11 protein-coding genes and 1 pseudogene are annotated in these 12,798 nt (G+C 72.9%); 9 read left to right on the forward strand and 3 right to left on the reverse strand.

The annotated features are described in order from the left end of the window. The first annotated feature begins 24 nt into the window (after window positions 1-24). From DMB66_RS49740 to DMB66_RS65440, 7 genes are all read left to right on the forward strand, one after another. On the forward strand, window positions 25-888 hold the full coding sequence (locus DMB66_RS49740) for a fumarylacetoacetate hydrolase family protein (protein WP_199753097.1): 864 nt from the start codon (window positions 25-27) through the stop codon (window positions 886-888). Between the two features lie 9 nt (window positions 889-897). Continuing rightward, window positions 898-2,403 (forward strand): aldehyde dehydrogenase family protein, encoded by a 1,506-nt coding sequence (locus DMB66_RS49745; protein WP_125811111.1) that lies wholly within the window; start codon window positions 898-900, stop codon window positions 2,401-2,403. Further along, window positions 2,396-3,160, forward strand: a complete 765-nt coding sequence (locus DMB66_RS49750) for a gamma-glutamyl-gamma-aminobutyrate hydrolase family protein (protein ID WP_125811112.1) — start codon at window positions 2,396-2,398, stop codon at window positions 3,158-3,160. The genes DMB66_RS49745 and DMB66_RS49750 overlap by 8 nt, the downstream gene beginning before the upstream one ends. A 2-nt stretch (window positions 3,161-3,162) precedes the next feature. Next, window positions 3,163-4,515, forward strand: coding sequence for a glutamine synthetase family protein (locus DMB66_RS49755; protein WP_125811113.1), 1,353 nt, complete (start codon window positions 3,163-3,165; stop codon window positions 4,513-4,515). Between the two features lie 35 nt (window positions 4,516-4,550). Continuing rightward, complete coding sequence (locus DMB66_RS49760) at window positions 4,551-5,486, forward strand: TIGR03619 family F420-dependent LLM class oxidoreductase (protein ID WP_199753098.1); 936 nt, start codon at window positions 4,551-4,553, stop codon at window positions 5,484-5,486. A 1-nt stretch (window position 5,487) separates the two neighbouring features. Continuing rightward, entirely contained in the window at window positions 5,488-6,213 is a 726-nt protein-coding gene (locus DMB66_RS49765) for a type 1 glutamine amidotransferase (RefSeq protein WP_233625398.1), read from the forward strand. 65 nt (window positions 6,214-6,278) lie between these two features. Next, a complete protein-coding gene (locus DMB66_RS65440) occupies window positions 6,279-6,407 on the forward strand; it encodes a hypothetical protein (RefSeq protein ID WP_255441443.1) in 129 nt (42 codons plus the stop codon). A 16-nt stretch (window positions 6,408-6,423) separates the two neighbouring features. Here the strand turns inward: DMB66_RS65440 and DMB66_RS49770 are convergent, their stop codons facing one another. The 3 genes and pseudogenes from DMB66_RS49770 to DMB66_RS49780 all read right to left on the reverse strand — a co-directional run bounded on the left by DMB66_RS49770 (window position 6,424) and on the right by DMB66_RS49780 (window position 9,824). After that, entirely contained in the window at window positions 6,424-7,674 is a 1,251-nt protein-coding gene (locus tag DMB66_RS49770) for a hypothetical protein (protein WP_125811114.1), read from the reverse strand. Between the two features lie 287 nt (window positions 7,675-7,961). Continuing rightward, a pseudogene (locus tag DMB66_RS49775) lies at window positions 7,962-8,568 on the reverse strand (YdeI family protein). Between the two features lie 329 nt (window positions 8,569-8,897). Next, window positions 8,898-9,824 (reverse strand): LysR family transcriptional regulator, encoded by a 927-nt coding sequence (locus tag DMB66_RS49780; protein WP_125811115.1) that lies wholly within the window; start codon window positions 9,822-9,824, stop codon window positions 8,898-8,900. Between the two features lie 83 nt (window positions 9,825-9,907). Here DMB66_RS49780 and gabT point away from each other — a divergent pair, with 83 nt between their 5' ends. Further along, window positions 9,908-11,245, forward strand: coding sequence for a 4-aminobutyrate--2-oxoglutarate transaminase (gene gabT, locus DMB66_RS49785; protein ID WP_125811116.1), 1,338 nt, complete (start codon window positions 9,908-9,910; stop codon window positions 11,243-11,245). Beyond that, the gene (locus DMB66_RS49790; RefSeq protein ID WP_125811117.1) at window positions 11,242-12,696 is read left to right on the forward strand and encodes an NAD-dependent succinate-semialdehyde dehydrogenase; all 1,455 of its coding nucleotides are present in this window, start codon (window positions 11,242-11,244) and stop codon (window positions 12,694-12,696) included. Before gabT ends, DMB66_RS49790 begins: the two co-directional genes overlap by 4 nt. The last annotated feature ends 102 nt before the right edge of the window (window positions 12,697-12,798 follow it).

The following is a 12,798-nucleotide window of genomic DNA, read 5'->3' on the forward strand; positions in this document are numbered from 1 at the left end:
GGGTATGGCCGAGGAGGCCCAGCCATGACCCTGCGTGAGACGCGCCGCATCCTGCTCGACGGTAACGTCGTCGATGTCGTTCGCCGGGGTGACACCCTGGTCGCCCATGACGGCCGGGAGGTCGCCGTCGCCGATGCGACGCATCTGCCGCCCGTGACGCCTTCCAAGATTGTCTGCGTCCACCTCAACTACTCCTCGCGGGTGGCGGAGATGATGACGACGCTGCCGCCCGCGCCGACCTACTTCCACAAGCCGGTCTCGGCGCTGAACTCCCATGGGGCCGCGGTCGTGCGCCCGGCCGGCTGCAAGTGGTTGAACTACGAGGGCGAGATCGCGATCGTCATCGGCCGGACCGCCCGCAACATCTCGCCCGCCGAGGCCGGCGACCATATCCGGGGCTACACGATCGGTAACGACTACGGGCTGCACGACTTCCGGGACACCGACTCCGGCTCGATGCTGCGGGTCAAGGGCGCCGACACGCTGTGCCCGCTCGGCCCCGGGCTGGTCGAGGGGTGGGACTTCCGCGACAAGCGGATCCGCACCATCGTCAACGGCGAGGTGCGCCAGGACGGCACCACCAGCGAGATGCGGTGGGACATGCACTACCTGGTCGCCGACATCGCCCGGACCATCACCCTGCACCCCGGCGACGTGTTGCTCTCCGGTACGCCCGCGATCTCGCGGACCGTCTATCCCGGCGATGTCGTCGAGGTGGAGGTCGAGGGCCTCGGCACGCTGCGCAACCACATCGTCGAGGGGCCCACGCCGATCCGGGCCGACGTGGGCGCCCAGCCCACCGAGAGCGAGGAGGTGCTCTCCACCGCGCAGGGCGGCGACTGGGAGTTCCGTGGCATCCGCAAGCCCGATCTCAGCAAGACCCACTGAGGCGCGCGGATGAACCCCGTACCCGATCCGGTGGCCGCCGTTGACTGGGCGCTGCGCGCCCGGGGTATCCCGCTGCCCGCCGGGTTGTTCGTCGGCGGCGAGCAACGGCCGGCGCTGTCCGCGGCCGTCCGCGCGGTGCACAGCCCGCGCGACGGGGGTCATCTCGTCGACCTCGCGTGGGCGGACGCCGCCGACGCGGATGCCGCCGTCCTGGCGGCGCGCCGCGCCTTCGACCGCGGGCCGTGGCCGCGCCTGGCCGCCCGCGAGCGGGGCGAGGTGCTGCTGCGCTTCGCCGACCTGGTGGAGCGGCACCGCGACGAACTCGCGCTGCTGGTCAGCCTGGAGATGGGCAAGCCGATCCGGGCCGCGTGGGAGATCGAGCTGCGGGCCCTGATCCGGTGCCTGCGGTTCTACGGCGGCCTCGCCGACAAGACGGCGGGCGAGATCCCGCCCACGGTGGCCGGCCAGCTCGCCCTGGTCACCCGCGAGCCGGCCGGCGTGGTGGCGGCGGTGGTGCCGTGGAACTTCCCGCTCACCATCGGCAGCTGGAAGTTCGCGCCGGCCCTGGCCGCCGGCTGTACGGTCGTGCTCAAGACGGCCGAGCAGTCGCCGCTGTCCATGCAGCGCGTCGCCGCGCTCGGTGCCGAGGCCGGGCTGCCGCCCGGGGTGCTCAACGTGCTCTCCGGCGACGGCACGGTGGTCGGCCGGCGGCTGGGGGAGCACCCCGACGTCGACATCCTGACCTTCACCGGTTCCACGCCGGTCGGCCGGCACTTCCTGCGGTACGCGGCCGACAGCAACCTCAAGCGGGTGCTGCTCGAACTCGGCGGCAAGTCGCCGAACATCGTCTTCCCGGACGCCGACCTGGACGCCGCCGCGCGGACCGCCGCCTGGGCGATCTTCTTCAACGCCGGCGAGATGTGCACCGCCGGCTCGCGGCTGGTCGTGCACCGCGACATCGCCGAGGCGGTGACCGACCGGGTGGTGGCCGCCGCCGCCGGCTGGCAGCCGGCCGACCCCCTGCTGCCCGGCACGGTCATGGGCCCGCTGATCGACGAGCGCAGCCTCACCCGCGTCCTCGGGCAGCTGCGGACCGGCGTGGCGCAGGGCGCGGAGATCCGCTCGGGCGGGCGCCGGGCCCACGCCGGGAGCGGGGGAGCCTACCTGGAGCCCACGGTGGTCACCGGCGCCGATCGCGCGAACGTGGTGGTCCGCGAGGAGCTGTTCGCGCCGGTGCTGGCCGTGCAGACCTTCGCCGGCGAGGACGAGGCCCTGCAGATCGCCGGCGACACCGAGTACGGCCTGGCGGCCGCGGTCTGGACGAACGACCTGGGGCGCGCGCACCGGATGGCCCGGTCGCTGCGGGCCGGCACGGTCTGGGTGAACTGCTACGAGGAGGGCGACATGACCGTGCCGTTCGGCGGGGTGAAGCTCTCCGGCAGCGGCCGGGACAAGTCGCGGCACGCCCTGGACGAGTACACCGACCTCAAGACCACCTGGATCACCCATGGTTGAGCGCCGGCGCCCGCTGGTCGTCATCCCGGCCCGGTTCTCCGCCTCGGCCTCGGCCCTGCGCTACCGGGCGGAGGTGGCGGCGGCCAAGCTCGTCCAGGCCGTCTACGACGCGGGCGCCGAGCCGCTGGTCATCCATCCCGAGGCGCCGGCGGGGCTGACCGACGGCGACCTCGACGCCCTGGTGCGCGAGCGGATCTGGCTGGCCGACGGCGTCCTGCTGCCGGGCGGCGGTGACCTCGCGGCCCGCTGGGCCGGGCAGCGCCCGCACGCCGCGCAGTACGACGTCGACGAGACCCAGGACGCCTTCGACCTGGCGCTGGCGCGGGTGGCGCTGCGGGACGCGATCCCGCTGCTGGCCATCTGCCGGGGCACCCAGGTCGTCAATGTCGCCCGCGGCGGCGACCTGGTGCAGGACCTGACCGAGACGCTGGGCGCCGACCACCGCCACCTGGTGCACGACATCGCGATCGCGGCGGACTCGCCGTTGCGTGCGGTGGTGCCCGGCGACCGGATGACCGTCTCCTGCTATCACCACCAGGGGCTGGGCCGGCTCGGCGAGTCCCTGCGCGCCTCTGCGCACGCCGCCGACGGCACGGTCGAGGCGGTGGCGCTCGCCGGCCACGCCGGCTGGTGCCTGGGCGTGCAGTGGCATCCCGAGGACACCGCGGCCACCGACTCCCAGCAGTCCGGGATCTTCCGAGCGTTCGTCGCCGCCGCCTTCCAGCGAATGCCCTACCGCCACCAGGATGAGGAGTGACCATGGTCCATGTGGATCCAGCGGCGATGGAAACGGCCGAGGCCGCGCTGCTCAACGACGGCATCGACGTCGTGCGCCTCGGCTACAGCGACCTCATCGGGGCCGAGCGGGGGCGGGACCTGCTCACCCGGCGCTTCGCGCGGACGGTCGGCGACGGCGTCGCCTTCTGCCGCTCGGTGTACGGCACCTCGCCCATGGGCGACGTGGTCGACATCGAGGGTGGGCTGTCCGCCGGGCTCCCGGACGTGGTCGCGGTCCCCGACCTGAGCACCCTTCAGCACGTGCCGTGGGAGCCGGGCGTGGCGCACGTCATCGCCGACCTCTACAACCCGGACGGGACCGCCTCCGGCGAGAGCCCCCGCACCGTCCTGCGCGGCGTGCTGAGTCGCTTCGCCGAGCTCGGCATGCGCCCGGTCATCGGCCCCGAACTGGAGTTCTACGTCCTCGAACCGTGCGCGACCGCGCCGACGGGATGGCAGCGGTACGGCGAGGGCACCGGCAACGTCTACACCGCGGGGCTCAAGGGCGACCCCGAGAACACGCTGATCAGCTCCCTGCGCAGCCTCTCGGCGTACGGGCTCGACGTGGTCGCCGCCAACCACGAGTTCTCCTCCGGCCAGTTCGAGATCAATCTCTGGCACTCCGAGGCGCTCGACGCGGCCGACCGGGCGTTCCGCTTCAAGATCGCCGTACAGGAACTCGCCCGCATCCGCGGCAAGCGCGCCACCTTCATGGCCAAGCCGTTCAACGACGAGGGCGGGTCGGGTTTTCACCTGCACTTCTCGACCCTGGACGCCGACGGTCAGCCGCTCTTCGACGACCCCGGTGGCGAGGACGGTCTGTCGGCGGTGGCCCGCCACGGCGTCGCGGGAGTCCTGGCCCACGCGCCGGCGCTGGCCGCCCTGCTGAATCCCACGGTCAACTCCTACAAGCGCTTCGGCCCGGACACGCTGGCACCGTGGCTCGTCGACTGGGGCCTGGACAACCGCAGCGCGATGATCCGGATACCCCCGGAGCGGGGCCGGGCCGCGCGGATGGAGGTCCGGCTCGGCGACGCGTCGGCGAATCCGTACCTGGCGGTGGCGGGGCTGCTCGGCGCGGCGTACCTCGGCATCCGGGACAAGCTCGAGGCCCCGCCGAAGCTCGAGGGCTACGGCTACGACCCCGCCAAGGCCGATCGGCTGCCCGCCGACCTGGGCGCCGCCATCGGCGCGCTCGAGGCCGACCACGAGCTCCGGGAGCTGCTGGGCGCGCCGTTCGTGGCCGCCTTCGTGGCCTACAAGCGGAACGAGCTCGAACGATTCTCCCGGTGGGTCACCGACTGGGAGTTCCGCGAGTACAGCTACCACCTGTGAGACGGGTACAGCTACCACCTGTGAGAGGGGCCGGAGTGGCACAGCCACGGCTGTTGATGATCCTCAGCGAGAACTGGACCCTCACCTCGGGGCGCGACCTGCCCGAGCTCGTCCGGTGGGCCCGGGTGGCGGAGGACACCGGCTTCGACGCGGTCATGATCAGCGAGCACGTCGTGCTGGGCCCGGACGCCAGCGTGCGGGGCGTGATGGGCAACCCGCGCGACTACGCGATGCCGGGCAACCAGGATCCCGCCATGCCGTGGCCCAACTCGCTGCTGCTGCTCGCGGCGATGGCCGCGGTGACGACCCGGCTGCGGCTGATCGCCGGCGCGGTCATCGCGCCCCTGCGGCACCCGCTGCTGCTCGCCCGCGAACTCGGCACCCTGGACCTGCTCAGCGCGGGCCGCCTGGTCGTGCAGCCCACGGTCAGCTGGAGCGAGGACGAGTACGCCGCCCTGGCCGTGCCGTTCCGCCAGCGCGGCCGGATCCTGGACGAGCAGCTGGAGATCCTCGAACTGGCCTGGAAGGGCGGCCCGTTCTCGTACTCGGGCGAGTTCTTCTCGTTCCGCGACGTCAGCCTCGAACCGCGCGCGTACCGGCCCGACGGGCCCCGGCTCTGGTTCGGCGGGCAGCGGATGAGCGCGCCGCTGCTGCGCCGGCTGGTGCGCTGGGGACACGGCTTCCACCCGCTCGGCGATCCCGGCGCGGCGGACCTGGAGCGGCTGGCGACGGCGATGCGCGCGGCCGGCCGGGACCTCGCCGAGCTGGAGCGGATCGGGGGCACCCGGGCGGTCTTCCCCGACGACGACTCGCCCGCCGATCTGGGGCTGGCCCTGGAGCCGGTCCGCGAGCAGCTCGCCGCCGGCTACACGACCATCTGCGTGAAACCCTCGCAGTTCATCGACGACGTCCGCGAGCTGGAGTCGTTCTGCGGCGACGTGGTGCGCCGCGTCCAGGCCATGGCGGTGTGAGGTGTCCTTGCGACTCCTGGTGATCCAGCACGACCATGCCTCGCCCCTGGGACCGGTGGCCGAGCGCTTCGCCGAGCGGGGGTACGACGCGACGTCGCACCTCGTGGTGCCCGCGGCCCGGTTCCACGATCCCGGCGTCGAGACCGAGTTCCCGGACTTCACCCGCTTCGACGCGGTGGTGCTGATGGGCGCGCCCTGGTCGGCGTACGACGAGCTCGTCGCCAGCTGGGTGGTGCCGGAGCGGGACCGGCTCCGCGGCGCCGACGAGGCGGGGGTGCCGGTGCTCGGCATCTGCTTCGGCGGTCAGTTGCTCGCCTCGACGCTGGGCGGGGCGGTCGGGCCGTCCGCACACCCCGAGATCGGGTGGACCCACGTGGCGAGCGACGACGAGGCGATCGTGCCGTCGGGCCGCTGGTTCCAGTGGCACTACGACCGCTGGCGGGTGCCGCCGGGCGCGCGCGAGATCGCCCGCAACGCCGCCGCCTCCCAGGCCTTCGTGCTGCGCCGCAACCTCGCCGTGCAGTTCCATCCCGAGCTGACCAGCGGCATGCTCGCGGGCTGGCTGGGCAACGGCGGGGCCGCCAAGGCGGCGGCCGGGGGAGTCGACGTGCCGGAACTCGTGGCCGCCACCCGCGCGGGCGAGGCAGCGGCCCGGACCCGGGCACGGCTCCTGGTGGACGGCTTCCTCGACGTGGTGGCGACCGGCGTCCTGGGCCCGGAGTGCTAGATCTGACAGCGGTGCGGTGGCCGCCGCCCTACTGTGGCGGGACCACACGGGGAAGGGGAACCGGTATGAGCATGTCGTCAATGTTCCTGCGGATGGTTGTCGTGGCGGCGGTGGTCGCGCTCGTCTCGTTGGTCGTGTTCGCTGTCTCGGGCGCCGAGGAGCTCTCGGTCGCGACCAAGATCTACGTCGGCTGAGCGGCGATTCTCTCGGTCAGCGTAGGTCGAGGACGGCGTCGTCGGTGATGTAGTCGACGTCGGGGTCGGCGCGTAATGTTTCCACCTGTTCGTCTGTCAGCGTGCAGCCGAAGCATCCGTCCAGCAGCATGACGTTCGTCGCGCCGACCCGTGCCGCTACCTCTTGAGGTATCGCGACGTCCAGCACGCTCACGATGTACTTACCCTGGATGTGCCGAGGGTTGCGATGGTGCGGCGCGGGCTCGGCCCGGGGGTGGGGCGTGCGCGCGGCCCTGGCCAGCTTCTCCAGCCGGGCGTACTTGGCCGCCACGTGGTCGGGCGGCCGGCGCAGCTCCGCGATCCGCAGACTGTCGGTCAGGCCGTGGCGCCGGCCTGACCGCAGGACCAGCAACGCCTCGCCCGCTGCCCAGGGCCGGTATGCCGCCGGGTAGGTGGCGCGTAGCCGTTCCTGGTCGGCCGGGGCGGGCCGGATCTCGACCCAGCCGGCGGCGAGCTCGGTGAGCCGTGGCCGGGGCTGCCGACCGTCCCGCACGCGGTGATACCAGATGGCGTCCCTGCGCAGCTGGACCTCGTACACGGGCTCGGCCGTCTCGGTCTCCTCGCCGCGCCGCCGCAGGTGCAGGACGAACCGGAGGTGGGCGGTCGGATCGACTTCCGGGTCCTCGTCGTACCACAATCGCGGCGGTGGGTCGGCCTGCTCGCTGCCCGGGTCCACCGGCTCGGTGAACAGGCTGGGAGCGTAGCGGTCGGAGGGCGTGTCCTCGACCCGGGGCGGGGCCCACCCGGCGGCGTCGACCAGGGCCCGCACCCTGGCCAGCTTTGCCGCGATGTGCTCGGGCGGCCGGGCCAGCCGTCCGGCGATGTCCTCGACGGACATGCCGTCCTCCGCCCACTGGTACATCTCGCGTGCCTCGTGTGCGCCCCACGTCTCATAGGCCCACGGATACCGGGCGCGGAGCTGGTGCCAGTCGGTGGGAACCGGCCGGATGTCGACCCGGCCCGGTCCGACCCTGGCCAGCGGGACGTCGCCGCCGGGGATGCCGCCCGGTGGTTGCCCGATGGGGGTGACGCCCGATGTCACCCGGATCGGCTGGATGAACACCGAGCGGCCGTCGAAGATGGCCCACATGGTCGGCTCGTCGATCCGCCCGCCCGGCATCTCGAGGCGCGCCAGGTAGGGGACGTACACCGTCGGGTCCGCCTCCGGATCATGGTCGACGAACCGCCACGGGTCTCGGGCGTCCAGCCACGGCCGCAACACCGGCATCGCGTTCCTCCCGCCACCGGCTCGGTAAACCCGGAAGGTTCGACCGGGTGTTCTGATCGTGCGGCATCAGCCGGCTCCCGTCCATCCGGGCCTGTTTCGCGGTCTGGGACCACTGGCTGGGCGCATGGAAGGGCATCAGCCTGTATCACTGCCACACCCACACCCTGTCCCACTGGCTCGGCAACGGCCGCTACGGGCAGCAGGGCAGGTCCTCGGCTCGTATCCGCCCAACGGTTCCCGGAGTTACCACGGTCGACTGGGACGCGGTCTGATTGTGCGGGTGCCGCTCACGGCGAGGCCGGAGGCTTGGCCTTCTGCGGGTGGATCGTCTCGTGGCGGGACAGCATGGCGACGAACTCGCCGATCTTCCGCTCGCGGGTCTGCGCCCGTTTGACGGCATTGACGCGGTAGATGAGAGCGAACCGGTTGGTCTTGGTGAGCACGTCGAACATGGCTTGGGCGGCCGGGACGGCGGCGATGGCGGCGAGGAGGTCGGCCGGTGCCTCGGCTTCCGACGGCGGGGCGTAGGCCGTCGCCCACCGCCCGTCCGCTTTCGCGGCGTCCACCGCGGCGCGGCCCGACGGCAGCATCCGCCCCTGTGCTTCCAGCCGGGCCACGTGGGCGACGTTGCGTTGTGACCAGGAGCTGCGGGGCCTACGGGGGGGTGAACCGGATCCAGGAGCTCTGCTGATCCCGTTTCCGGGCCTGCCCGTCGATCCAGCCGAAGCACAGGGCCTCGTCGACCGCCTGCTGCCAGGTCAGCGTGGTGACTGTGCCGCCCTTCTTGGTCAGGGCCAGCCAGACACCGGGCGACGTGGCGTGGTTGGCCGACAACCACGCGCGCAGCGCCTCGGAGTCCGCGACGATCAATTCCTCCAACTCGGCGCTCGCCATGACGGCAGGCTAACCGACGCGACGTAGCCGCCCCGGCGACGTGGCGACGCGCCGCCCGGCTTGCCCGCTCCCAGCCCGGCTTGCCCGCTCCCAACCCGGCTCCGAGCCCGGCTTGCCCGCTCCGAGCCCGGCTTGCCCGCTCCGAGCCCGGCTTGCCCGCTCCCAGCCCGGCTTGCCCGCTCCGAGCCCGGCTTGCCCGCTCCCAGCCCGGCTTGCCCGCTCCCAGCCCGGCTGAGCGGCACTTCGGTGACCGACGCTGAAGGTCGCCCTCCTGCGCCATGACGATGGTGCTGCGGTTGTCGACCCGATGTGCCGTACCGGAGATGGTTTTACGATTGTGCTGGGGCCGTTTCCGTTGGGGAAGCAGAGCTGTCCGGCGCGGTGATGCCGTAGCGCTGCCGGCTGAAGGCGCGCAGCCGGTCGGCGAGCGCGCGGATCGTGGCGGCGGCGTGGTGGTTCGCGGGCCAGGCCGCGTACAGGTCGATCGCCAGGGCCCCCGGCATCAGGTCGATGCCGACCGGCACCAGGTCGAAGCGCGGGTCGTCGGAGAGCACCGCGACGCCGCGGCCCGCCGCGGCGACCGCCTGCGCGACCTCCGGGGTGCCGAACTCGATGACATGGTCCATCGCGAGGCGCGCGCGGGCCAGGGCCCGGTCCAGGGCGGTGCGGGCGTGCTGCGGCGGGCCCAGCACGAGCAGGTTCCGCCCGACCAGCTCGGCCAGGGAAACGCTGCTCCGCCCGGCCCACGGGTCGGCGGCGGTGACGTACGCCCAGACCGGAAGGGTGGCCACCGCGATGTGCGCGAGGTGCGCCGGCGGCGGGTCGGTGCCCACGGCCAGGTCGGCGCCGCGGGCGAGCGAGCCGTAGATCTCCGACGGCAGCTCCTGGAAGACCTGGGCCACCGGGTCGCCGGGGCCCCAGGTGGCCAGGAACGGCGCGATGACGTCGGTCAGCGTCGTGCCGGGCGTGCTGATGACCACCGTGCTCAGGGCGCCCTCGCGCAGCGACGCGGCGGCCTCCCGGGCCAGCTCGGCGCGGGTGACCAGGTCGCGGGCGATGGGCAGGAAGCGGTGGCCGGCGGCGCTGAGCACCAGGCGCCGCTCCATCCGGTCGAACAGGGCCAGCCCGAGCTCGCGCTCGAAGCGGCGCAGCTGGCGGGACAGCGACGGCTGGGCGATGCGCAACCGCTGCGCGGCGGCCGTCACCGAGCCGGTGTCCGCGACGGCCACGAACGTGCGCAGCGAGGCGAGATCCATGGGCTCGACCATGCCTCACCGGCATGATGATGAGCAACAACCGGTATTGGACAGCTATACGTTCGGCCCCGAAGGATCTCGGCATGGACATCGTGCAGGAACGCAGACTGCTCACCGAGATACCGGGGCCCCGATCCCGGGAGCTCCAGCGACGCAAACTGGCGAGCGTGTCGGCCGGCGTGGGCGTGGGCCTGCCGGCCTACATCACCCGGGCGGGCGGCGGCGTGCTCGTCGATGTCGACGGCAACCAGTTGATCGACTTCGGGTCCGGTATCGCGGTCACCACGGTGGGCAACGCGGCGCCGCGGGTGGTCGAGCGGGTCCAGCGGCAGGCCGCCGAGTTGACGCACACGTGCTTCATGGTCACACCGTACGAGGGCTATCTCGAGGTCTGTGAGGCGCTCGCCGAGCTCACGCCGGGCGACCACGCCAAGCGCAGCGCCCTGTTCAACTCCGGCGCCGAGGCGGTCGAGAACGCGGTCAAGATCGCCCGCGCCGCCACCGGCCGGCAGGCCGTCGTCGCCTTCGAGCACGGCTATCACGGCCGCACCAACCTGACGATGGCGCTGACCGCCAAGTCGATGCCGTACAAGGCGGGATTCGGGCCGTTCAGCCCCGAGATCTACCGCGCGCCGATGGCCTATCCGCTGCGCTGGCCCGGCGGCGCCCAGGCGTGCGCGGAGGAGGCCTTCGAGGCGTTCGCCGGCACGGTGCGCACCCAGGTCGGCGCGGACCGGGTGGCCGCGGTCGTGGTGGAGCCGATCCAGGGCGAGGGGGGCTTCATCGTGCCGCCGGCGGGCTGGCTGCGCCGGGTGGCGGACTTCTGCCGCGAGCACGGCATTGTGCTGATCGCCGACGAGATCCAGACCGGCTTCTGCCGCACCGGCGACTGGTTCGCCTGCGACCACGACGGCGTCGTGCCCGATCTCATCACCACGGCCAAGGGGATGGCCGGCGGGCTGCCGCTGGCGGCGGTGACCGGCCGGGCCGAGATCATGGACGCCGTGCACGCCGGCGGCCTCGGCGGGACCTACGGCGGCAACCCGGTCGCCTGCGCGGCCGCCCTGGGCGCGATCGAGACCATGCGTACGGAGAACCTGTGCGCCCGCGCCCGCGAGATCGAAACACTGTTCCGGCACCGCCTGGAGAAGCTGCGGCACAGGTACGGCGCGATCGCCGAGATCCGTGGCCGGGGAGCGATGCTCGCCATGGAGCTGACCGCCGGCGCCGGCGATCTCACGCCGAACCCCGGTGCGACGGCGGCCATCAACGCCTCGTGCCACCGGCAGGGTCTGGTCACCCTCACCGCGGGCACCTTCGGCAACGTCTTCCGGTTCCTGCCGCCGCTGACGGCGCCGGACCACCTGCTCCAAGAGGGCCTCGACCTGATCGAGCAGGCCTTCCAGGAGCACCTCGGATGAACGAGCAGGAGATCCTGGCCAAGGTGCCCACCGGCCTGTTCATCGGCGGCGGCTGGCGGGAGTCCGCGGACGCGGCCCGGCTCGACGTCGAGGACCCAGCGACCGGGGCCGTGCTCACCACCGTCGCCTCCGCCACCCCGCAGGACGGGCGCCGGGCGCTGGACGCGGCGGTCGCCGCGCAGGCCGGCTGGGCGGCGACGGCACCGCGGGCGCGGGCCGAGCTGCTGCGCACGGCCTTCGAGCTGCTCACCGCGCGGGCCGAGGAGTTCGCCCTGCTGATGACGCTGGAGATGGGCAAGCCGCTGGCCCAGGCGCGCGGCGAGGTGGCCTACGGCGCGGAGTTCCTGCGCTGGTTCTCCGAGGAGGCCGTGCGGGTCGGCGGCCGCTGGGCCACCTCGCCGGACGGGGCCACCCGGCTGCTGACCATGCGGCAGCCGGTCGGCCCGGTGCTGATGATCACGCCCTGGAACTTCCCGCTCGCCATGGGCACCCGCAAGATCGGCCCGGCCGTCGCGGCCGGCTGCACGATGGTGGTCAAGCCCGCGTCGCAGACCCCGCTCACCATGCTGGCGCTGGCCGGCCTGTTCGCCGAGGCCGGGCTGCCGCCGGGCGTGCTCAACGTGGTGCCGACCGCGCGCACGGCCGCGGTGATGGCGCCGCTGGTCGGCGACTCCCGGCTGCGCAAGCTCACCTTCACCGGCTCCACCCCGATCGGCAAACACCTGGTACGGCAGTCCGCCGACCAGCTGCTGCGCGTCTCGATGGAGCTCGGCGGCAACGCGCCCTTCGTGGTGTTCGCCGACGCCGACCTCGACGCCGCCGTCGAGGGCGCGATGCTGGCCAAGATGCGCAACATGGGTGAGGCCTGCACCGCGGCCAACCGGTTCCTGGTGCAGGAGCCGGTGGTCGAGGAGTTCGTCGCCCGGTTCGCCGCCCGGATGGCCGCCGAGCGGGTGGGCCGCGGCACCCGGGACGGCGTGACGGTCGGTCCGCTCATCGACGCCACCCAGCGGGAGAAGGTCGCGCAGCTCGTCGCGGACGCCGTCGCGGGCGGCGCCGACGTCGTCACCGGCGGCTCGGCGCTCGGCGGGGCGGGGTACTTCTACGAGCCGACCGTGCTGGCCGGCGTGCGCCCGGAGGCCGCGCTGATGCGCGAGGAGATCTTCGGGCCGGTCGCGCCGGTCACCGCGTTCGCCGACGAGGACGAGGCGCTGCGGCTGGCCAACGACACCGAGTACGGGCTCGCCGCCTACGTCTTCACCCGCGATCTGGGCCGCACGGTGCGGGTCAGCGAGGCGCTGGAGTTCGGCATGGTCGGCGTCAACCAGGGGATCGTGTCCAACCCCGCGGCGCCCTTCGGCGGCGTGAAGCAGTCGGGTTTCGGTCGCGAGGGCGGACCCGAGGGGATCGACGAATACCTCTCCGTCAAGTACGTCGGGATCGCCCCGTAGCCGGGAAAACGTACGGATCCAAACGTTGACCCGCCCGGCCTCTTGACCAGCGAATGTGACCGCCGTTACGTTGACGGCTGAAGCACTCGTATGGACTCAAAC

Source organism: Actinoplanes sp. ATCC 53533 (assembly GCF_003947245.1).